This window comes from Kitasatospora sp. NPDC059722 (assembly GCF_042733235.1).
Lineage (GTDB): Bacteria > Actinomycetota > Actinomycetes > Streptomycetales > Streptomycetaceae > Kitasatospora.
This window is the reverse complement of sequence record NZ_JBHWGD010000101.1, coordinates 2,972-23,416: the sequence shown is the minus strand read 5'-3', so window position 1 is coordinate 23,416 and position 20,445 is coordinate 2,972. Positions and strand designations below refer to the sequence as shown.

Below are 20,445 nucleotides of genomic sequence, written 5' to 3'. Positions count from 1 at the left end.
GGAGTGGGAGCGTGACGGCACCACCGAGCAGATCCACGACACGCTCCGTGACCAGTTGCGGGCGAAGAAGGGCCGTCGGATCCTGCCGAGCGCCGACCTCCGCCGCACGGCCCGGCTGCTCGGCGCCCCACTGCTCGACCACGGCCTGGGCATGCGCGTGGTTGAGGAATGGAAGCCGCCGAGGCGTTCGCGGCGGAGGTCTCGTAAGGGCGCGAGGTGCGCGGCCCGTCCAAGCGGGGGCTCGCCCTCAAGATGGGTTTCGACCCGTCGTACGTGAGCCACGTGGAATCCGGCCGGCACAAGCCAGCCGAGGACTTCGCACGTCGCTCGGAGGAGACCCTCAACGCAGGCAAGGCCGTCTGGAAGCGCTGGCTGGACTACGAGGCCGCAAAGAACCGAGCAGCCCCAGCTGCGGCTCCGCCACCCCCGCGCCGCCCCGAGCAGCCGTACGCGACGGGCTCATTGATCATCGTAGCGCACGACGGCGCCCGCCTAGACTTCGACGGCTCCCAGTACCGGCTGACGATGCGCCGACTGTTGCGGAACACCGGCAGCGAGCCGATCACCCGTTACTTGATCCGCATCAGCGTCGACCGCTACCCCGGAGAGCCCGAGCGCTCCAACGCCCACTACCGCGAACACCCGCTGACCTGGGACGAGCTTGCACTGACCGCAACATGCCGCGGGGAGGCGATGAACTGGCAGACCAAGCACGACCGCGACGCGTTCAAGGAGGTGTGGCTACTGTTCGAGAACGAGCAGGGCCGCTTCCCGCTCTACCCGGGCGAGGAGGTCTGGATCGAGTACGCCTACTCGGTCGGCGAGGAGAAGTGGGGCCGCTGGTTCCAGCGCGCGGTCCGCCTGCCCACCGAGCATCTGGAAGTCGAACTCGTCTTCCCAGCCGACCTCGACCCAGCGGTGTGGGGCATGGAGACGTCCATGACGTCCGAGGCGGCGCCACTGCGGACCGCCCCGATCCGGCGAGACGAGGAGGGGATGCGCCTCTTCTCCTGGAGCACGTCCACGCCAGCCCTCCACGCCCGGTACCGTCTGGAATGGCGGTTCCGGGCCCGACCCGAACGTGACACGACCCAAGGGGAGTTCAGGTGATCCAGGTGCGGCCCAGCGAGCAGATGCGTGATCTCGGCGTCGTCCAGGAGGGCGAGCCGGTACTCGCCGAGCCCGCCCGAGCGTTCGACCTGCCCACCGAGCGCGAGGCCGCCGAGCAGGTCATCGAGAAGCTGTTTACCGCAATGGAGCGCATCGGCCAAGTCCACCCTTTCGCCAAGGGCATGGGTATCGCCGCACCGCAGATCGGCATCGGCCGCGCCGCTGCCATCGTCCAGCCTGCTGCCCCGGACGCTCCGGCGATCGTCCTGCTGAACCCGCGGATCACCGACCGCTCCGACGAGACGGACGAGCAGTTCGAGGGCTGCCTATCGTTCTTCGACGTTCGCGGCTTGGTCCCCCGGCCCCTGCAGATCACCGTGGAGACCACCACCCTGGACGGCCAGGTGGCCACCACCACCTACGAACGCGGACTCGCCCGCCTGATCCACCACGAGATCGATCACCTCGACGGCCTGCTCTACACCGCACGCATGGCCGCCGGCGTCGAGCCCATCCCTGTCGAGGAGTATCGCCAGACTGGACGAGCATGGGCCTACGAGCAGTGAACCCCGGCCAGCCCAAGCCAGAGGTCTGTATAGATATGGCACACGACACTCAGATCCCCACCGTTGTCGCCCACCTTAACTACGGCGCCCAATTGTCGGTAACGCCTGGCATTATCAACGAATGCTGAACGACTCTACGCAAAAAGTGCTCGGAGCTCTGGCCGTAATGATGTGGATCATCAGCCTGGGCCTGACACTTCAGACGGCCCCGGCGGCGCGACTCCCAAAGGCTACCTGGTCAGAGCGGATCTCCTGGCGCGGAGCACGCAAGGCTGCTGCACAGCGTGCAGCAGTACTGCGCACCAAGGAAGGAAGGCTCACCTCTCCACTTTCGGCGACTGCAAGAGAATATCTCCAGCGCTCAGATCATCTCACGCTGGCATCACTCCGTGGGATTAAGTTTAAGATGGCCTTGCCTGCCGTGCTGTCAATATTCGCAGGGCTTGCTCTGATGCGCCGGGCGGAGCATTCGCTAAGCGGCGCCTGGAAAGGGGCAGCAACCCTCCTTTCGATTGCGCCAGCATTCTCAAGCATAGTTATTTTCCTGCTCGCTGGAGTCCCTGCGCAATCACGCTGGACAACATCCATTATCGGAACGCATGCCTACGAATCGCTGGTAAAACTTATCGACCCGTTCAGAATGGGAGTGGAGCCATCTTCCATACGCCCATTTGAACCTCCCCACACCGAAGCAGTGCGAAGCCTAGAAAACCTGGCCACAGCCCTAGAGAGATACGCGCTACAGCGGGCACTGCCTGATGGACGAACTCCAATGCCTGACGTTGTCCAGGAATACGCGACTGCAGCCGCACTCGTGAGGAAACTACGCGGAGGAGTGGAGCTTGACGGGGAAACTGGCAGGATCGCCGCAAGAGATGAAATCCAGCATCTTGTGGAGTGCCTCGCGGATAACCGAATCCGAGACATCGCCCGACAGTCCGCCAATGAGCTGGAACCAATTCAGGCGGACTTTGTTGAGGCACATCGGCGCCGCCGCAGAGATCGGCGACAACTGATCACGCTTGTCATCTTCACGGCCGTAGCCGCTGGGACAATCGCAATCCTCGCACTGGCCGGGCTCGCTGAGGCTGCGCTGGCAGCCATTGCGACCGCCCTCGTGGCGCTCTGGGTGAAAACTCTTCGCCTTCAGGAAGATTCCTCGCCTCGTTCTCCTGGCGGCGAGTCATAGCAGCAATATGACCGAACGTAGCGGCTGCCGCCAGTTTACGAAGGCCACATGACGAGCAGGGTGAGGTTGTTCCCGTACTGCGGCCGTACCCAGTCTTCAAGACCGCCATACAAGCCGGCCTCGTACACAACCCTGGAGAGCGCCCCTCGGCGCGCTCTCATTAAGTCGCTCCGTGCCGCTTAAACCGAGCCCGTCCTGCCGGCTCAGGTTCCGCACAGAAAGCGGAGTACCTCACCACCATCCGCCTCGAACATGGGAGCCGCTCAGCAGCAATGCCCTTTCCTCAATTCGCGCCGCCGCCAAGGCCGCAAGCAGATGGCAGAGAGATCCGCCAGCCTACTCCGAATCCGAAAGAATTTTGGAGACCGGCAGATAGCAGTGACCTGTCTCGCTGGCATGGCGCTTCTTACGGCGGATTAGATCGTCAAGGCGAATACGCTGGTCAAGGACAGCCATAAAGTCACCTCCGTCCACCGTTATGAACGGCGTGCTGTAGGCGTACACATCCAAGGCATCCGAGGTGAAGCCACTCATGCTGATGTAGAGACCAAGAGTGTTCTTGCCCTTGCGCTCAATGTTGGACTTGAAAATGTCGAGCAACGGCCGCCCAATGGACTCCTTCCACCACTTGGCCTCAAGGACGTAGTGGTCGGTATCAAAGGAGAACGCGCCATCGATCTGCTCATGTTCCAGGCTGTAGGAGGCCCGCGGCTCCAGGTCGTACAAGTCGAAAAGCTCGTTGATGAACCCCTCGAAGTCTCGCCCACGCTGGTGCTTGTCGGCGGCTGAGTGCATCACGAAGAAGCGTTGTTTCAGATCCTCATGGATCTCGGTGAATGCCCGAATGGCCTGGGCCTTCTTGGCACTCTCGGCGATGGAGGCCGCGTACTCCTCATGCTCCTTGATGACCTCTTGCTGCTTTCCGGTCCATCGGCGCAACTCGGCCACGGCAGCCTCAGCCTTGGCCACCATGTCGGCTCCATCGACCTGGCTTTCGAGGTTCGGAAACCGGTCCATCCCAGCAATGTCGAGCATGAGCGCCACGGTCACATCGAGGTACCGTGCTTCATTGGCGCGGAGAAGGTCCACCAGTTCGCCGGACGTCTCGCGCTTGGTCCTGCCAAAATCAAGGCGGGCCAAGAGCTCGCTATGATCCCGCAACATGCCACGCACATACCGCTCGAAGTGGCCCTTGTTCCAGAAGGTCCTCCAGAGCGCATCGGCTAGTGCGTTGTAGGCGCTTGGGTTGATCGCCTTGTTGCGGGCACCACGTTGCTGCACCGACCCCTCCTCCATGCGCACCATCGCAGACCTATCACGCTACCGCGCGACAGGCTGTTGATCAGCAGGTACGACAATCCTTGATCCGGGAGGTCGTGCTGACGCATCGCCGCGTACACGCCAGCAAACAGGGATGCAAGCGTAGGGCGAGCAGGGTTTCACCAGCGCGAACGAGGGCCCCGACCACCCTGCGAGTCGGGGCCCTCGTCCTTCCGCAGTTGCAGTTCCTGCTGCTCCCAGGCCGGCCCGATCCGCACCAGCGATCAGCCGGAGACTTCAGGGTCGGTTAGCTCGCCGAGAGTGACCAGCGCCGGGGCGGCCTTGCACATGGTGCTCTCAGGCGGCAGCCTCACTCCCTATCCATGAGTTGGGCCAACAGCGCAACCACCGCAGTCGCTCCTACCATCGCGAACCCGAAGGTCGGTGCGCGCACGATGAGAACGACGGCGAGGATGCCCACCAGGAGAAGGACTACGGTGCGAACGCTGAGCTGTTCCACGGGACTTGCCTTCCGTCTATAACCGGCCTACTGCCATTGCCACAGCCAGCGTGGGTCACCGGAAGCTGCCTCTGACGGCCCCGGACAGTCCCTGACGACATTGGCCAACCGGGGCCGCGAGCGCGCGGCCTGTGACAGAGTCTGACGATGGCCAGCGCCGTCGAGTGTCGGGCTGACGGCTTGTTAACTCCACCCCGGGGGCAGAACCGTGAGTGCTCAGTTGTGGACGAGGCCGGACCTCTCCCATCAGCCCTGCGTGGAAAGGCTGAACGGCGATCTCCACGACCTCCGACTGGACGCGGGACTCCCGTCCGCACGAGGCATCCGCGATCGGATCGGCAAGGACGCACAGGGCTTCTGGATCGTCAACCACCAAGCGGTCCTGGATGCCTTCCAGAAGGCCGACCTGCCACTGCTAGGCCGCCTCGACCTCATCGTCCGCGCCCTTGCCGAGATCGCCCGCCATGATGACGACGCTGTGGCTGACCGATTCAAGGAACTGTGGAAGCTGGCCGTCAGCGAGACAGTCGCCCAGGCGCACGCAAACCTCCGGGACGACGACACGGAGCCAGGTGAGGAAGCGGACGACAACACGCCGGGCGACGCCACCTTGGAATCATTGAAGGCCCTGATCATCAATGCGGCACAGTCGCTGTGGGACGACAAGGATGCGCTCAGGGTCTTCCTCGGCGTGGTCCGCCGTAGCGAGGGATTCGCCAGGATGGCAGACGCGCTGGAAGAGCACCGCCCCGCGAATGCGACGTTCTACGGGGTGCAGAGCCATGAGTTCGAGGTGGCCCGCTCCCCCGCACGTCGGGAACTCGTCGCGGTGCGCCACTGCCTCGAAGAGCACCGACTCAAACGCCGTTGGTCCTTCACTGAGCTGGAACAACAGACACGGGTCTCTGCAGACAGGTGGATCCGCTGGTACACCCACAGCGAACTGCCCGACCGCGACGCACTGGTCGCCTTCTCCAACGCAGCGCACCTGCAATTGGAGGACCACACGCTGCTGCTGGGGCTCTGGAGCGCGGCCCATGAGGCTCTGGAGCGACAGCGACGCTTCAACTCCCTACCCTCGGACATCGGCTTTGACGAAGCATGGGCGATGCGACCCCCAGCGGTACCACCGCTGTGGGCGCTCGCAGGTGTCGGAGGCGACCCCCTCTCCGCCCACGGGCCGGATCTCGCAACCGGATCCGCCCCCGCCTTCACTATTGCCGGACCTGCTGGTTCGGGGCGCTCCACCGCACTGACGACCATCGCGCGATCCTTGCTGACGAGCGACACCAGGCTCCTCCTAGTCGCCCCACGGCCTTCGCCGCTGCGCGAACTAGCAGAACAACCGTCTGTGCTGGCCTGCCTCGTTCAAAACGACATCGAGCGTCAGACGCTTGAGGAGGTATTGGACACAGCCACGCGGGACGACCCCGTGGTGGTGGTGATGGACGATGCCGAGGTGCTGGCGGACTGCGGTGCGTCCCCTGTGCTGAGGCAACTACTTCAACACGGATCGAGCGAAGGCGCAGCTCTGGTCGCAGCCGCCAACGAACGGGAGATCGACCACCCGATGAAGTGGCTGAGCGAACTGACCAACGCACGCCGGGGCCTCCTCCTCGCGCCGCAGACCTACGCGTCCGGCAAGTTGATCGGCAGCGCCTCGGCAACCTCTCTCGCCGGTGTATCGTCCAGCCCAGGCCGCGGCTGGCTGCACCTCGGCGACGGCAGGCTCACAGCGGTGACCGTTCCCCGATAGCAGGGCCCCTCGGCAAGTACGCCACCTCACCGGACTCCGGCTCCAACACCACTACCTGGCGATCAGCCTGAGCCCGGAGCCCGTTCCCTCCGCAGCGCCACCGGGCCGGCCAGCGGCCGATGACGGGTGGTCTCAGTTTTGGTCTCATTCATCCCCGTCCAGCGGGGTCCAGGGGCACACCGGTGGTCGCTCCGCCACAGGCCAGAACGGGACCGAACCCTGGCGGACGGCGTTCGGGAGAATTGGAAAGCGTGTTGGGGGCAACCCCTCACGAGTTCGAATCTCGTATCCTCCGCCTCTGCCCGCCAGGGCAAACGAAGGACCCGACCGCACTGCGGCCGGGTTCTTCGTCGTTATGTGGCTGCAGCATCCCGATGGGCAGGATCACGACGGGGCCGACCAGCGATTCGCCTGACTTCTCGGACCCGTCGCGGCACGCGCGCCGCAGTGAGGGCGCCGCGGATCTGCGCGGCCCAGGTGAGTACGTCACCGAGGTCCGGTACGCCATCGCTGATCAGGCGATCCAGGCTCCGGCCTTCAAGGAGTTCCATCACGAGGTAAGCGACCGGGCGGCCCTTAGATCAGCCCGGCCGACGTCGCGGCGGTGACGATGTGGCGGCTGCGCACGCATGCGGCCGATGGGCCCGACGTCATGTCGGCCCCATCGGTCGTTCTGCTTCGCGGCACGCGCTCGGCGAGGTTCAGCGGCACAGGGCGGTGTCCACGGCGCGTTCGAGATTCCTCCGGCCCGCCTCGTCGGTGAGCTGCATGGTGACCGCGACGTTGGCGGCGCGGCCGTCGTCGGTGGCGCCGCCCCGGGTCTCGTACCCCGGGAAGCTGCCGCCGTGGCCCCAGGAGAGGCCGCCGCACGGCAACGGGCGGCTGACGAGTCCAAGTCCGTAGCGGGCGCCGGGACCGAAGGTCGCTTCGGCGGGGACGGTGGAGCGCATCTGGGCGAGCTGGGCCGAGGGCAGGAGGTGGCCGGCCAGGAGTGCGCTGAAGAAGCGGTCGAGGTCGGAGCCGGTGGAGACCATCTGGCCTGCCGCCCAGCCCCAGGAGGGGTCGATCTCCGTGATGTCGCGCAGCGGCGCGCCCGCCGATTCCCGGTAGTAGCCGTGGGGGTGGGGCTCCCGGATGCTCGCGTCACCGGGAGCGGGGAAGTAGGTGTGGCGCAGCCCGGCGGGTCGGACGACGCGCCGGTCGATCTCCTCGGCCAGGGGGCGGCCGGTGACCTCCTGGACGATCAGGCCGGCCAGGACGTAGTTGGTGTTGCTGTACTTCCAACTCGTCCCGGGGGCGAAGTCGGCCGGGTGCTGGAGGGCTGTGGCGAGCAGTTCGTGGGGGGGCGTAGTACCGGACGTCGTCCCCGAGGTAGTCGCTGTAGTCGGGGAGTCCGCTGGTCTGCTGGAGGAGCCGGCGGACGGTGATGCGGCGCCCGTCGATCCCCTCCCCGCGGACGAGGCCGGGCAGGTAGGTGTCGACGGAGGCGTCCAGGTCCACCCTCCGCTCCGCGACGAGCTGGAGGACGACGACCGCGACGAAGGTCTTGGTGTTGCTGCCGATCCGCACCTGCCCGTCGACGGGTACCGGTGCGCCGGTGGCCAGGTCTCCGACTCCTGCGGTGTAGGTCCGGGTGCGGCCGTTCCGGTCCTGGACGCTCGCCAGCGCGGCGGGCATCCCGTCGTCGCGCACCAGCGCGTTCAGGCTCCGCTGGACGGAATCCTGCCTGGCGGCGGAGGCCTGGGGCGCCGACAGGACGCCCGGCGTCATAACGCCGATGGCCACTGCGACGGCGGCCGGCAGGGCCCGTCGCCGCCGAAGTCCTTGCCGTGTCCGTCCACGCATGAGTCAACTCCTGGGGGATTGCCGGATCTTCGTTCGGATCGCCCGGGCCCGGCGAGCCCGGCCCGGGCGGGGTGGCGTGCCTCAGCCGCACAGGGCCCTGTCCACGGCGTCCTTCACGTGCTGGGTGGCCGCCTCGTCCGTCGGGATGGTGGTGACCGCGACGTTGGCGGCGCGGCCGTCGTCGGTGACACCGCCTCGGGTCTCGTACCCCGCGATGTCGCCGCCGTGGCCCCAGTAGACGCCGCCGCACGACAGCGGCCTGCTCGTGAGCCCCAGCCCGTAGCGGAGGCCCGAGGTCCCGGCGGGGACGGTCGTGCGCATCTCGGCGAGCTGGTCCGCCGGGAGGAGGTGGCCGGCGAGGAGCGCGGTGAAGAAGCGGTTGAGGTCGGAGTTGGTGGAGATCAACTGGCCTGCGGCCCAGCCGGCGGAGGGGTCCGACTCCGTGAAGTCGCGCAGCGGTCCGTCCACCGGGTTTCGGTGGTAGCCCTGGGGGTGCGGCTCCCGGATGGTCATCTCGCCGGGGGCGGGGAAGTAGGTGTGGCGCAGCCCGATGCGCTTGATGATGCGCCGGTCCATCTCCTCGGCCAGGGGGCGGCCGGTGACCTTCTGGACGATCAGGCCCGCCAGGACGTAGTTGGTGTTGCTGTACCCCCACGTCGTCCCCGGAGCCGCGTCGGCCTTGTACCGGAGGGCGATGTCGAGCAGCTCGCGGGGCTCGAAGTACCGGTTCCTGATCTCGTCGTCGTCGAGGTGGATGCCGTAGTCGGGGAGTCCGCTGGTGTGCTGGAGGAGCTGGCGGACGGTGATGCGGCGCCCGTCGATCCCCTCCCCACGGACGAGGCCGGGCAGGTAGGTGTCGACGGAGGCGTCGAGGCCGATCTTCCCTTCGCCGGCCAGTTGCAGGACCACGACCGCCGTGAACGCCTTGGTGTTGCTGCCGATCCGTACCTGGCCGTCCCTGGGTACCTTCGAGCCGGTGGTCAGGTCGCCGACTCCTGCGGTGTAGGTGCGGGTGCGGCCGTTCCGGTCCTGGACGCTCGCCAGGGCGGCGGGCATCCCGTCGTCGCGCACCAGCGCGTTCAGGGCCTGCTGGACGGCGTCCGGCCTGACGGCGGCAGCAGCGGAGGCGGCTGCGGAATCGGAGGCGGAGGCGGCGGGCGGGGCGAGGGCGCCCAGCGTCATGACGCCGATGGCCACCGCGGCGGCGGCCGACGCCGCTCGTCGCCGCCTGCCGCCCTGCTGCCGGGTCGAGGAACGAAGGCCCTGCCGGATCCGAGCACGCATCAGTCAACTCCTGGGGATCGTTTGGTCTGGGCACGATCCTGGTTTCCAGGGGCCTCTGACCGCATCGCGGGAAGGCGGGAGAAATCGCTCCCCCTTTCGGGGGAGGCTGCCGGTGGGCTGCCCGGCAATACTGGCGACCATGATCAGGGGAATCCGGCCGCTGCTGCGCGGCTCCACGTATTCGGGTGTGCTGTTCGCCTATTGCGGCGCGCTGGCGAGCCTTCCGCTGCTGCCTCTCGCCCTGTTGCCGGCGCTGTCGTGGCGATCCGCTCCGGAAGGCGTGCAGATCGTCCTGGTCCTGCTGGTCTGGGCGGTGCTGGTCGGCGTGGTCGGACTGGCGCGCCCCGTACGGCGGGCGCTGGTCGTGTCCGCCCGCCGGCTGCTGCGGGTGCCGCTGCCGAATCCGGTGGCCGGTCGCCGGGCCCCTGGTTCACTCGGCCTCGACCGCTGGCGGACCCCGGTCTGGCTGGTGCTGCACGTGGCCGTCGGGTGGACGGGGGCGCTGGCGAGCGGGGTGCTGTTCATCATGGGCCTCTCCCTGCCGGGGAACTGGCTCGGCGGCGAGGCGCGGGCGAGCCTGTTCGGCACCTCGGTCCGGGTGTCGGGCGGGTGGAGCTGGGTGGTGGCGGCCGTGTGCATCCTGCTGGCGGTGGCCGTCTGCGCACTGGTGACGAAGGCCCTGCGGTGGTCGGCGCCGAGGCTGTTGGGCCCGTCGGCGGCCGAGCGGCTCGCACTGGCTGCCGAGCGGGAGCTGCTGCTGGCCGAACGCAATCGGATCGCTCACGAGTTGCACGACTCGATCGGACACACGCTGACGGCGGCCACCATCCAGGCCGCGGTGGCGGGCGAGGTGCTCTCCGCCGACCCGGCGGCGGCGCGGGCCGCCCTGCGCAGCATCGAGGAGTCGACCCGGGCCGCGCTGGAGGACCTGGACTACGTGCTCGGAGTGCTGCGCGAGGAACAGTCGGGAACAGCGCCGACCCGGACCCTGGCCGACCTCCCCGAGCTGCTGGACCGTCTGCGGCACGCGGGGGCGGTGGTGGAACCGGCCCTGTCGGGTGAGCTGACGCAGGTGCAGGGGACGCTCTCCCGGGCGGCGTACCGGATCCTCCAGGAGGGGCTGACGAACGCGCTGCGCCACGGGGCGGGCGGCCCGATCGAAGTCCGGGTGGCGGCCGGGCCGGACGGACTGGATCTCGCGGTGGTCAACCGGACCGGGGCACGGCCGGGCCCGGGACCGGACTCCTTCCCGACCTCCGGCCACGGCCTGCCCGGACTGGCCGAGCGCGTACGGCTGCTGCACGGTGAGTTCCAGGCCGGCCCGGACGGGACGCAGCACTGGCGGCTGGCCGTCCGGCTGCCGGTACGGGTCTCGGCGTGAGTGGATCCGACGCGGGCGAAGGCATCGCCCTCCCCGCCGTCGACAGCCCCGCCATCACCCTCGTGATCGCGGACGACGACGAGGTGACCCGCAGCGGCCTGCGCATGCTGCTCGCCGCACAGCCGGGGATCACGGTGGTCGGCGAGGCCGCCGACGGCGTCGAGGCGGTCGAACGGGCGCAGAGCCTGCGGCCGGACGTGGTCCTGATGGACGTCCGGATGCCGCGTCGCAACGGGATCGAGGCCACCCGCCGACTGCTGGCCGAAGCAGCCGACCCGCCGAAGGTCGTGGTGATCACCACCTTCGAGAACGACGGCTACGTCACCGCCGCCCTCAGCGCGGGCGCCAGCGGCTTCGTCCTCAAGCGCCTCCCGGTCCGCCGGATCGCCGAGGCGGTCCGGGTGGTGGCGGCGGGCGAAGCGGTCCTATTCCCGGCCGCACTGGGCCGCATGGTCGCCGCCCGCCCGCTGGGCTCCGCCGAGGCTCTGCCGCAGGCCGCCCTGACCGGCCGGGAGGAGGAGGTACTGCGCCTGATGGCCACCGGGCTCTCCAATCCGGAGATCGCGGAGTCCCTCACGGTGAGCCTGGAGACGGTCAAGACCCACGTCGGAAATGTGCTGACCAAGCTCGGCGCGCAGAACCGGACCCATGCCGTGGTGATCGCGTACGAATCCGGCCTGGTGGTCCCGGGCTTCACCGGCTGACCATTCCGAACGGCACCCGACCGAGACGGCTACAACGCGATCCCGGCTGCGGCCCGGCTGCAGTTCTGGTGGCTCGCGGGCGACGTTCCGAAGTAGGCCCCTCGGCCGCCATGGGCTGCGCCAGCCGGTCACATGGTCTCGGTTGTGGTCTCGTTCACCCCCGTCCCGCCGGGTTCACCCACCGTCCATCGGTTCGCTCCGTCGCAGGTCAGGACGGGTGTGAACCCCGGCGGACGGCGTTCGGGAGAATTGGCGCGGCGGGCGGCGACCAGCAGCAGGATCTCCGCGGCCAGGTCGAGCGGGGGTGCGAATCCGGCGAGTGCCGCGCCGGCCACCGTCCAGGTCAACAGGGCCCAGGCGATGAACGGCGGCGGGGCGATGCCGCGGCGGTTCAGCCACAGGATGGTCAGGCCGATGATGACGAAGGGCGGGGCGAAGCTGTCGACCGTCAGCCAGTACGCGCTTCCGGCCGGGCTCATCTCGGACAGGGAGGCGCCCCACAGCTCCCCGCCGAGCCACTCCCCGATGTGGCTCGCGGCGTGTTCCTTGGTCAGCGCGAGCACCGTGTGCGCGGTTCCGAACACCACCAGGAGCCATCCGGCCCAGGTGATGATTCCGGTCGTGGGGGCCGGCCTCGCCCCGGTCGTGGTCGTCATGACCGCACCTCCTCGTTCGGGTAGGGAGATGGTCCTCCGGCCGCCGGGCCGCGGGCTTGAACGGAACGGCAATGCGCGCCCGCAGAGCCACGCGGGAGCGGGACCGGGAGCGTGTGCGACGATGCCGACGTGGTCGAACAGTCGCGGTCCTGGCGCCTGGAGGGCGACGGCCGGCTGGCTTTCGCCGCCGTCGCCGCCGAGTTCACCTGTTTCGCGGCGTCCACCTCCGGCACGGTGCGACCACACGCCGCACCGGCCTGGCAGTTGACCCTGTCCTGGGACGGTCCGGTCACCGCCACCGACGACCGCGGCCGGGTGGCCGCCGGCCCCGGGCTGCTGATCCCGCCCGGCCTGCCCACGACCTTCACCCGCCCGGACGGGGGCACCCGACTCTGGATCGACCCCCACGGCCTGGCGCTCCCCGCCGGGCGCCGCGTCCACGAACTCGACCGTGCACAGGTCGGCACACTGCTGGCCGCGGTCGACGGCGGCTTCGAGCTCCATGCCGTGCGCCGCGCCGTCCACGGTCTCTTCGGGCCGCCCGCGGCCGCCGACCCCCGCTTCCGGCGGGCCGTCGACCTGCTGCGCACCGGAACGGACCTGGCCGCCGTCGCGGAACGGGTCGGCGTCTCCCCGCGCCGCCTGCGGCAGCTGTCGGCCGAAGCCGCCGGCTGCCCGCTGGCCGGCCTGCGCCGCTGGCACCGCACCCGCGAGGCGATGGTGCACAGCGGCGCCGCGGGCCTGGCGACCGCCGCGGCCGAGGCCGGGTTCGCCGACCAGGCCCACCTGACCCGCACCGTCACCGCACTCATCGGCCGCACCCCCGGCGCCGCCCTCGCCGAGACCCTGAAACGCTCCACCGAGAGCCGGACACGAACGCCCCCGGCACCCTCGGCTACCCCGACCGGCGCACCAGCCGCCCCAGCACCGCCACCCCCTCCGCGATCTCGCCCGGCGCACCGGCCGCGTACCCGAGGACCAGCCCCTGCGCGTACGGCAGTCGCGCGTGCCACGACAGCGGCTGCACCTTGACCCCGTGCGCGAGCGCCGCCGTCGCCAGCTCGGTGTCGGTACAGCCGAGGTCCGCCGGGAGCGTGAGCATCAGGTGCAGCCCGGCCGCGGCGCCGTGCACGGTGGCGCCGGGGAGGTGCTCGCGGACGGCGGCGATCATCGCGTCCCGCCGGCGGCGGTGGCGGCGGCGCAGCAGCCGCAGGTGGCGTTCGAGCGCGCCGGACTCCATCACCCGGGCGAGGACGAGCTGCGGCAGGACGGGGTTGCCGAGGTCGGCGTAGCGCTTGGCGGCGAGGACGTCCTCGCGGAAGCGGGGCGGTACGAGGAGCCAGCCGGTGCGCAGGGCGGGCGCGAGCAGCTTGGAGACGCTGCCCGCGTACAGGACGCGGTCCGGGAGGGCGGCACGCAGGGCGGGCACCGGCGGGCGGTCGTGGCGGTGCTCGGCGTCGTAGTCGTCCTCGATGACGAGCCCGCCCTCGCCCGCCCAGCGCAGGAGTTCGCGCCGCCGCTCCCCGCTGAGGACCACGCCGGTCGGGTACTGGTGGGCGGGGGTGAGCAGGACGGCGGGGGCGCCGGTGGCGCGCAGCGCGTCGACCCGGACGCCGTCGGCGTCGACCGGGACGGGCGGGGTCGCGGCGAGCCAGTGCGCGAGGTGCTGGCGGGCGCCGAGCGAGCCCGGGTCCTCGGCGGCGACCTCGGTGATGCCCGCCCGGCCGAGCGCCTGGCCGGTCAGGGCGAGGGCCTGGGCGGTGCCGGCGGTGATCAGGACCTCGTCGGGGTCGGCGCGGACGCCGCGGTTGCGGGCGAGCCAGTGCGCGACGGCCCGGCGCAGCTCCGGCGTGCCGCGCGGGTCGCCGTAGCCGAGGTCGTGGGCGGACAGGCCGTCGAGGACGGCGCGTTCGGCGCGCAGCCAGGCGGCGCGGGGGAAGGCGGCGAGGTCCGGGCGGCCGGGCGAGAGGTCGATCCGGGCGGGGGCGGCGCGCAGGGCGTCGAACACCTCGGGCCCGGGATCGGGGCGGAACAGCGGGGGTTCCGGGCGGGCGGCGGGCGGTGCCGGCACGGGCGGCGCGGGGGCCGCGACGACGACGGTGCCTCCCCTCCCCCGTCCGGCGACCTGTCCCTCCTCGGCGAGGCGCCGGTAGGCGTCGGTCACCACCCCTCGGGAGACGCCGAGTTCGGCCGCGAGCACGCGGGTCGCGGGCAGCCGGTCACCGACCGGGAGGCGGCCGTCGGCGACCGCCTCGCGCAGGCGGTGGGCGAGCCAGTCGGTGAGTCCGCCGGGTGGGGCCTCGGCGGTGTCGAGCTGGAGGAAGTCGGCGCCGGGGTCGGCGGCGCCGGACTCTTTGGACCGGTCGGGAGCGTCGCCTATGGACCTGTTCACCGGGCCATTGTGGGCCGAAGGTTGAGGCCATGACCACCGAGACCGCCCCGCACGACGGCCCCTACGTCCACGGCTACTCCGACACCGAGGCCCGCCGCCTCGACGACCAGGCGAACACCCTCGCCGACCTGCTCCACGCGGGCACCGCGTACCCGCCCGGGAGCCGGGTCCTGGAAGCGGGCTGCGGGGTGGGCGCGCAGACCGTGCACCTGCTGGCAGCCAGCCCCGGCGTACGGCTGACGGCGGCCGACATCTCGGCCGAGTCCCTGGCCCGCGCGCAGGCCCGGGTGGCGGCACACGCGCCCGCCGCCGAGGTCGCCTGGCACCACGGCGACCTGCACGAACTGCCCTTCCCGGACGGCACGTTCGACCACGTCTTCCTGTGCTTCGTCCTGGAGCACCTGGCCGACCCGGCGGCCGGCCTGGCCGCCCTGCGGCGCGTGCTGCGCCCGGGCGGCACGATCACGGTGATCGAGGGCGACCACGGCTCGGCCTTCTTCCACCCGGACAGTCCGGCCGCCCGCGCCGCCGTCGGCCACCTCGTCCGCCTCCAGTCCGACGCGGGCGGCGACGCCCTGGTCGGCCGCCGCCTGCACCCGCTCCTGACCGCGGCCGGCTTCTCCGACGTCACCGTCCGCCCGCGCACGGTGTACGCCGACGCGTCCCGCCCGTCCCTCGTCGAGGGCTTCACGCGCCGCACCTTCGTCGCCATGGTCGAGTCCGTCCGCGACGACGCCCTGTCCGCCGGCCTCGCCACGCCCGCCGCGTTCGACGAGGGCATCGCCGCCCTGCGCCGCGCGGCGGACCCGGGCGGGACGTTCCACTACACGTTCTTCAAGGCGGTGGCGGTGAAGCCCTGACTCAGCGCCGCCCGCGCCACCATTCGACGGTCGCGCGGAACTGCTCCTCCAGCGGGGTGGCGCGCAGGGTGAACGTGGACTCGTGGGCGGAGGAGTCCATCACGAACGGACGGTCGAACTGGTAGAGCGTCTCCCGCAGTTCGCGCAGCAGCGGGGAGACGAGGGAGCCGAGGGCGAGGACGGCCGGGGGTGTGCGGCGGACGGCGACCGGGCCGGTGCCCGCCGCTTCCGCGAGGCCGGCCACCATCGCGCGGGCCGACGCCGGCGGGACCGTCGGGACGTGCCAGGCCCGGCCCCACGCGCGTTCGTCGTCGGCGGCCTCGGCCAGGGCGGCGGCCACGTCGGGCAGGTAGGTCCAGCTGTGCGGCGCGTCCGGGTCGCCGAGGACCGCGACGGGGCGGCCGGCCAGGACGCGGGGCACGACGCGGGCGGCGAGGTGGCCGCGGTCCGTCACGCCGGGGCCGAAGAAGTCGGCGGCACGGACCTCGACGGCCCGGATCCGGCCCGCCTCGTGCAGCGCCCGCGCCCGCTCCCAGACCTGTGCCCGCACCCGGCCCTTGCGGCCGGTCGCGGCGAGCGGCAGGTCTTCGGTGAGGGGGCCGTCCACCGGGCCGTAGCCGTACAGGTTGCCGAGCAGGACGAGCACCGCGCCGCTCGCCTCGGCCGCGGCGCACAGCGCGTCGGCCAGCGGCGGCAGTTCGGCGGCCCAGCGGTGCAGGGGCGGCGCGGCGCAGCCGTGGACGGCGACGGCGCCGCGCGCGGCCTCGGTCAGCCGGGCGGGGTCGGAGGCGTCCAGCGCGAGGTGCTCGATGCCGGGTTCGGCGGGCCGCCCCGACCGGGTGACGACGCGTACCTCGTGCCCACGCCCGGCCAGCAGCCGCGCCGTGGCCGCCCCCGCGGGCCCGTATCCCACCACCAGATGAAAGCTCACGGCGACACCTTAGGGCCCGTCACTCCGCGCTGTCGCCGAGGAAGGCGAGGAGCGTGCGCATGGCGTCGACGAGGGCGGCGGTCTGCTCCTCGTCGAGGCCGGCGAGCATGCGGTACTCGGTGGCGAGGTGGGCCGGCAGCGCGCGGTCGATGAGGTCGTGGCCCTCGGAGGTGAGGGCTACCTCGCGGCTGCGGCCGTCCTGGTCGCTGCGGGTGCGGGTGACCAGGCCGCGGGCCTCCAGGCGGTCGAGGCGCTGGGTGATGGCGCCGGAGGTGACCATGGCGGACTGCATGAGGCCGGTGGGGGTGAGCCGGTAGGGCGGGCCGCTGCGGCGCAGGGTGGCGAGGACGTCGAAGGAGGCCGCGTCCAGGCCGTGTTCGCCGAAGGTGCGGTTGAGTTCCGCGTCCACCAGCCGGAAGAGGCGCTTGAGCCGGCCGAACACCTCCATCGGGGAGACGTCCAGGTCGGGGCGCTCGGCGCCCCACTGCGCGACGACGCGGTCCACATGATCTGCCACGGGTCCAGGGTAGGGGATCGACCCCGTGATTCCTTAGCGGTGAGGTAACTGTGAGCCACCTCACGGCACCGGAGCGCCAAGAAATGTCTTAGCACTGAGATACATTGGCTTAGTGCTAAGACATCGACTCGGCATCGTGCTGCCGACCGCACTGGCCCCGGCCGTCTGGGGCTCGACCTACCTCGTCACCACCGAACTCCTGCCGCCCGACCGGCCGCTGCTCGCCGGCGTCCTGCGCTGCCTGCCCGCCGGGCTCCTGCTCGTCGCCCTCACCCGCAGGCTGCCACGGGGCGACTGGTGGTGGCGGGCGCTCGTCCTCGGCGCGCTCAACATCGCGCTGTTCCAGGCCCTGCTGTTCGTCGCCGCCTACCGCCTGCCCGGCGGCATCGCCGCGACCGTCGGCGCCGTCCAGCCGCTCGTCACCGCCGCGCTTTCGGCGGCGCTGCTGGGCGAGCGGATCACGCTGCGCACCGTGCTGTCCGGCATCGCCGGGGTCGCGGGCGTCAGCCTGCTCGTGCTGCGGGCCGGCGCCCGGCTCGACGCGGTCGGCCTGGCCGCCGCGGTCGGCAGCGCGGTGGTCATGGCCGCCGGCCTCGTCCTCGCCAAGCGCTGGGTCTCCCCCGCGCCGGTGCTCGCGACGACCGGGTGGCAGCTCACCGCCGGCGGGCTGCTGCTCGTCCCGGCCGCCCTGGTCGTCGAGGGCGCCCCGCCGTCCCACCTGACGGGCACCAACGTGCTCGGATACCTCTACCTCAGCCTGGTCGGCGCGGCCCTGACGTACGTGCTGTGGTTCCGCGGGCTGCGGGCGTTGCCGCCGAACTCGGTGTCCTTCCTGGCCCTGCTCAGCCCGGTGGTCGCCACCGCGCTCGGCTGGCTCGTCCTCGGACAGGACCTCACGCCGTTGCAGGTCCTCGGCGCGCTCGTCGTCCTGGGCTCGCTGGTCGCCGCCCAGCGGCAGCGCCCGCGCACCACCGCCGCGGCACAGGCCGGGCCGGCACCGAAGCCGTCCGTCCACGAGAACGTCTGATCCCGCCACCCCTTCGAAGGAGAAATCCCCATGCGCATCACCGTGTTCGGCTCGACCGGCAACGTCGGCAGCCGGGTCGTCGCCGAGGCGCTCGCCCGCGGCCACGAGGTCACCGCCGTCGTCCGCGACCCGGGCAAGCCGCACGGGCTGCCCGCCACCGCGGCGACAGCCGTCGGCGACGCCCGCGACGCCGAGGACGTGGCACGGCTCGCGGCCGGCCAGGACGTCGTGATCACCACCACCCGCCCCGCGCCGGGCAGCGAGGGCGAACTCGCCGTCGCCACCAAGGGCCTGCTGGCCGGCCTCGCCGGGACGGACGTGCGCCTGCTCGCCGTCGGCGGCGCGGGCAGCCTCACCGTCCCCGGGACCGGCGGCACCCTCCTCGTCGACACCCCGGGCTTCCCCGCCGCGATCCTCCCCATCGCCCTCGCCTGCGGCGAGCAGCTCGCGCTCTACCGCGCCGACGAGCAGGTCGACTGGACCTACCTGAGCCCGGCCGCCCTGCTCGAACCCGGCACCCGCACCGGCCGGTTCCGCCTCGGGCGCGACGAACTGCTCGTGGACGCCGACGGCGACTCCGCGATCTCGATGGAGGACCTCGCCAGCGCCCTCCTCGACGAGGCCGAAACCCCCGCCCACCGCCGCACCCGCTTCACCGCGGCGTACTGATCCGACGCCCGCTCCCCGGTCCGCCCCGCACGACGGACCGGGGGCCGGCCCCCGCACGGGGGTGTAGCTGGCACCACCCCCGAAACGGATGCCCACGTGATCGCCCGTCAGCCGCCGGTCCGACAGGATTTTCCACGTGAAGACAGCCACCGACACCGTCGCCGCCCCGAAGCCCGCCGCCTCCCGCACCCGCCGCGCCGCCATCGTCGTGGCCGCCGCCGTGGTGGCCGGGCTCGCACTGCCCGCCACCGCCGGTGCCGCCCCGAACGACGCCCGGGACCCGGGCGACGCCGTGAGCGTCCCGGCCCGCTACGCCCAACAGCAGCTCGACTGGAAGCCGTGCGACGGGCAGCCCGCCCTGGAGTGCGCCACGATGACCGTCCCGCGCGACTGGCACCACCCGGACGCCGGGGCCGACCTCTCCATCGCCGTCTCCCGCCACCACGCCGGCGACCCCGCCCACCGCCAGGGCACCCTCCTCATGGCCGCCGGCGGCCCCGGCGCCTCGGGCCTGCTGCGCCCGGCCGGCCTCGCCACCAAGGCCCCGAAGGTCGGTGCCGCCTACGACATCGTGAGCTTCGACCAGCGCGGGGTCGGGCGCAGCACCCGGGCGCAGTGCCAGAGCCCGGAGCAGTTCCAGGAGTTCATGGCGGGCGACTACCGCGACCAGTCCCCCGAGGCGGTCGACCGCGTCGTCTCCAACGCCCAGGCCCTCGTGGCCGCGTGCGAGGAGCACAGCGGGGACCTGCTCCCCTACCTGACCACCGAGCAGACCGTCCACGACCTCGACCTGTTCCGCTCGCTGCTCGGCGAGCCGAGGATCAGCTACTTCGGGCCGTCCTACGCCTCGATGATCGGCGCCTACTACGGGACGCTGTTCCCGCACCGGGTCGAGCGGATGGTGCTGGACAGCAACATCGGCTTCGAGGGCACCTGGGAGAAGTTCGAGCTCGGCCAGCCGATGAGCTTCCAGCGGCGGTTCGACGAGGACTTCGTGCCGTGGCTCGCGGCCCGCGACAGCACCTACCACCTCGGCTCGACGCCGCAGGAGGTCAAGGACCGCTGGGAGAAGCGGCGCGCGGCGCTGCACGACAGCCCGATCGTCGCGGGGTCGGTGACGATCGGCCCGAACCAGCTCGACAACGGCGCGATCGGCGCGATCTACGAGGAGGAGAACTTCCCCTACCTCGCACAGGGGCTGGCGGCCGTCGACAACTGGGACGGCGCGGACGCCGCGGCCAAGGACATGGCAGGCCAGGTGTTCGGCCACTACCTCAGCCCGGAGTTCCTCGCCGAGTACTTCTCCGTGACGTGCTCCGACACCCCGTGGACCAGGGACCTGGACACCTGGGTCGAGCGCGGCGCCGAGAACACCGCCCGCTACCCGCTCGCGGGCGCCCGGACGCTGGCCTTCAGCGCCGTCTGCGCGTCCTGGCCCAAGACCCACGCCCCGCACGTGAAGGTGACGGGCGCGAACCTGCCGCCGACCGTCATGCTCAACTCGGTGCACGACCCGGCGACGTACTACGAGGCCGCCCTCGGCGCCCACCACGCGCTGCGGGGCTCACGGCTGGTCACCGTCACCGGCAACGGCGACCACGGCCAGTACCCCACCGCCAACACCTGCGTGACCGGAGTCGTCGAGCGCTACCTGCTGGACGGCCGGGCACCCGAGCACGACCTGACCTGCCCCTCCCCGCAGGCGGGTTGATCCCCGCCGCCGGCTCGGCGGCGGCCGCGGGGGCCGGCACCGGGGCGGCCCCGGGCGGGGGCTGCGA

17 protein-coding genes and 2 pseudogenes are annotated in these 20,445 nt (G+C 71.2%); 11 read left to right on the top strand and 8 right to left on the bottom strand.

What is annotated here, in order from left to right; genetic code table 11:
• The first annotated feature begins 273 nt into the window (after nt 1-273).
• The 3 genes from ACFV4F_RS36770 (at nt 274) to ACFV4F_RS36760 (ending at nt 2,865) form a co-directional block, all read left to right on the top strand.
• A complete protein-coding gene (locus ACFV4F_RS36770) occupies nt 274-1,110 on the top strand; it encodes an XRE family transcriptional regulator (RefSeq protein ID WP_380509337.1) in 837 nt (278 codons plus the stop codon).
• A complete protein-coding gene (locus ACFV4F_RS36765) occupies nt 1,107-1,676 on the top strand; it encodes a peptide deformylase (RefSeq protein WP_380509334.1) in 570 nt (189 codons plus the stop codon). The genes ACFV4F_RS36770 and ACFV4F_RS36765 overlap by 4 nt, the downstream gene beginning before the upstream one ends.
• A 121-nt stretch (nt 1,677-1,797) precedes the next feature.
• Nucleotides 1,798-2,865: a hypothetical protein gene (locus ACFV4F_RS36760; protein ID WP_380509331.1), complete on the top strand. Its 1,068-nt coding sequence runs from the start codon at nt 1,798-1,800 to the stop codon at nt 2,863-2,865.
• A 336-nt stretch (nt 2,866-3,201) separates the two neighbouring features.
• Here the strand turns inward: ACFV4F_RS36760 and ACFV4F_RS36755 are convergent, their stop codons facing one another.
• Entirely contained in the window at nt 3,202-4,170 is a 969-nt protein-coding gene (locus ACFV4F_RS36755) for a restriction endonuclease (protein WP_380509328.1), read from the bottom strand.
• A gap of 325 nt (nt 4,171-4,495) precedes the next feature.
• The gene (locus tag ACFV4F_RS36750; protein WP_380509325.1) at nt 4,496-4,645 is read right to left on the bottom strand and encodes a hypothetical protein; all 150 of its coding nucleotides are present in this window, start codon (nt 4,643-4,645) and stop codon (nt 4,496-4,498) included.
• 256 nt (nt 4,646-4,901) lie between these two features.
• Here ACFV4F_RS36750 and ACFV4F_RS36745 point away from each other — a divergent pair, with 256 nt between their 5' ends.
• On the top strand, nt 4,902-6,401 hold the full coding sequence (locus tag ACFV4F_RS36745; protein WP_380509322.1) for a hypothetical protein: 1,500 nt from the start codon (nt 4,902-4,904) through the stop codon (nt 6,399-6,401).
• Nucleotides 6,402-7,102: 701 nt separating this feature from the next.
• Here ACFV4F_RS36745 and ACFV4F_RS36740 read toward each other — a convergent pair.
• Both ACFV4F_RS36740 and ACFV4F_RS36735 read right to left on the bottom strand, forming a co-directional pair.
• Nucleotides 7,103-8,246, bottom strand: a pseudogene (locus ACFV4F_RS36740) (serine hydrolase domain-containing protein).
• Nucleotides 8,247-8,327: 81 nt separating this feature from the next.
• Nucleotides 8,328-9,530 (bottom strand): serine hydrolase domain-containing protein, encoded by a 1,203-nt coding sequence (locus ACFV4F_RS36735; RefSeq protein WP_380509319.1) that lies wholly within the window; start codon nt 9,528-9,530, stop codon nt 8,328-8,330.
• Between the two features lie 139 nt (nt 9,531-9,669).
• On the opposite strand from ACFV4F_RS36735, the gene ACFV4F_RS36730 reads away from it, so the two are divergent.
• The gene (locus ACFV4F_RS36730; RefSeq protein ID WP_380509316.1) at nt 9,670-10,911 is read left to right on the top strand and encodes a sensor histidine kinase; all 1,242 of its coding nucleotides are present in this window, start codon (nt 9,670-9,672) and stop codon (nt 10,909-10,911) included.
• A complete protein-coding gene (locus ACFV4F_RS36725) occupies nt 10,908-11,615 on the top strand; it encodes a response regulator (RefSeq protein WP_380509313.1) in 708 nt (235 codons plus the stop codon). The genes ACFV4F_RS36730 and ACFV4F_RS36725 overlap by 4 nt, the downstream gene beginning before the upstream one ends.
• 128 nt (nt 11,616-11,743) lie before the next feature.
• Here ACFV4F_RS36725 and ACFV4F_RS36720 read toward each other — a convergent pair whose 3' ends face one another.
• Nucleotides 11,744-12,271 (bottom strand): DUF6463 family protein, encoded by a 528-nt coding sequence (locus ACFV4F_RS36720; RefSeq protein ID WP_380509310.1) that lies wholly within the window; start codon nt 12,269-12,271, stop codon nt 11,744-11,746.
• A 111-nt stretch (nt 12,272-12,382) separates the two neighbouring features.
• Here ACFV4F_RS36720 and ACFV4F_RS36715 point away from each other — a divergent pair.
• Nucleotides 12,383-13,090 (top strand): annotated as a pseudogene (locus ACFV4F_RS36715) (helix-turn-helix domain-containing protein); the annotation flags it as partial.
• 76 nt (nt 13,091-13,166) lie between these two features.
• On the opposite strand, the gene ACFV4F_RS36710 reads toward ACFV4F_RS36715, so the two are convergent.
• Nucleotides 13,167-14,663 (bottom strand): PLP-dependent aminotransferase family protein, encoded by a 1,497-nt coding sequence (locus tag ACFV4F_RS36710; protein WP_380440287.1) that lies wholly within the window; start codon nt 14,661-14,663, stop codon nt 13,167-13,169.
• Nucleotides 14,664-14,692: 29 nt separating this feature from the next.
• Here ACFV4F_RS36710 and ACFV4F_RS36705 point away from each other — a divergent pair, with 29 nt between their 5' ends.
• Nucleotides 14,693-15,523: an L-histidine N(alpha)-methyltransferase gene (locus ACFV4F_RS36705; protein WP_380440285.1), complete on the top strand. Its 831-nt coding sequence runs from the start codon at nt 14,693-14,695 to the stop codon at nt 15,521-15,523.
• Between the two features lies 1 nt (nt 15,524).
• On the opposite strand, the gene ACFV4F_RS36700 is transcribed toward ACFV4F_RS36705, so the two are convergent.
• Together ACFV4F_RS36700 and ACFV4F_RS36695 are read right to left on the bottom strand one after the other, a co-directional pair.
• Nucleotides 15,525-16,454, bottom strand: coding sequence for an NAD-dependent epimerase/dehydratase family protein (locus ACFV4F_RS36700; protein WP_380440283.1), 930 nt, complete (start codon nt 16,452-16,454; stop codon nt 15,525-15,527).
• Nucleotides 16,455-16,473: 19 nt separating this feature from the next.
• On the bottom strand, nt 16,474-16,971 hold the full coding sequence (locus ACFV4F_RS36695; protein ID WP_380440281.1) for a MarR family winged helix-turn-helix transcriptional regulator: 498 nt from the start codon (nt 16,969-16,971) through the stop codon (nt 16,474-16,476).
• 112 nt (nt 16,972-17,083) lie between these two features.
• Between ACFV4F_RS36695 and ACFV4F_RS36690 the strand changes: the two genes are divergently transcribed.
• The 3 genes from ACFV4F_RS36690 to ACFV4F_RS36680 all read left to right on the top strand — a co-directional run bounded on the left by ACFV4F_RS36690 (nt 17,084) and on the right by ACFV4F_RS36680 (nt 20,378).
• Nucleotides 17,084-17,998, top strand: a complete 915-nt coding sequence (locus tag ACFV4F_RS36690) for an EamA family transporter (protein WP_380509308.1) — start codon at nt 17,084-17,086, stop codon at nt 17,996-17,998.
• A gap of 30 nt (nt 17,999-18,028) precedes the next feature.
• Nucleotides 18,029-18,667 carry an NAD(P)-dependent oxidoreductase gene (locus ACFV4F_RS36685; protein ID WP_380509305.1) on the top strand — a complete coding sequence of 213 codons (639 nt, stop codon included), beginning with the start codon at nt 18,029-18,031 and terminating at the stop codon, nt 18,665-18,667.
• A 136-nt stretch (nt 18,668-18,803) separates the two neighbouring features.
• Nucleotides 18,804-20,378: an alpha/beta hydrolase gene (locus ACFV4F_RS36680; RefSeq protein ID WP_380509303.1), complete on the top strand. Its 1,575-nt coding sequence runs from the start codon at nt 18,804-18,806 to the stop codon at nt 20,376-20,378.
• The last annotated feature ends 67 nt before the right edge of the window (nt 20,379-20,445 follow it).

Excerpts from the sequence above, each read along its gene's own strand:
- ACFV4F_RS36760 (WP_380509331.1), top strand. The coding sequence starts at position 1,798 with ATGCTGAACGACTCTACGCAAAAAGTGCTCGGAGCTCTGGCCGTAATG.
- ACFV4F_RS36755 (WP_380509328.1), bottom strand. The coding sequence starts at position 4,170 with ATGGTGCGCATGGAGGAGGGGTCGGTGCAGCAACGTGGTGCCCGCAAC.
- ACFV4F_RS36735 (WP_380509319.1), bottom strand. The coding sequence starts at position 9,530 with ATGCGTGCTCGGATCCGGCAGGGCCTTCGTTCCTCGACCCGGCAGCAG.
- ACFV4F_RS36730 (WP_380509316.1), top strand. The coding sequence starts at position 9,670 with ATGATCAGGGGAATCCGGCCGCTGCTGCGCGGCTCCACGTATTCGGGT.
- ACFV4F_RS36720 (WP_380509310.1), bottom strand. The coding sequence starts at position 12,271 with ATGACGACCACGACCGGGGCGAGGCCGGCCCCCACGACCGGAATCATC.
- ACFV4F_RS36705 (WP_380440285.1), top strand. The coding sequence starts at position 14,693 with ATGACCACCGAGACCGCCCCGCACGACGGCCCCTACGTCCACGGCTAC.
- ACFV4F_RS36685 (WP_380509305.1), top strand. The coding sequence starts at position 18,029 with ATGCGCATCACCGTGTTCGGCTCGACCGGCAACGTCGGCAGCCGGGTC.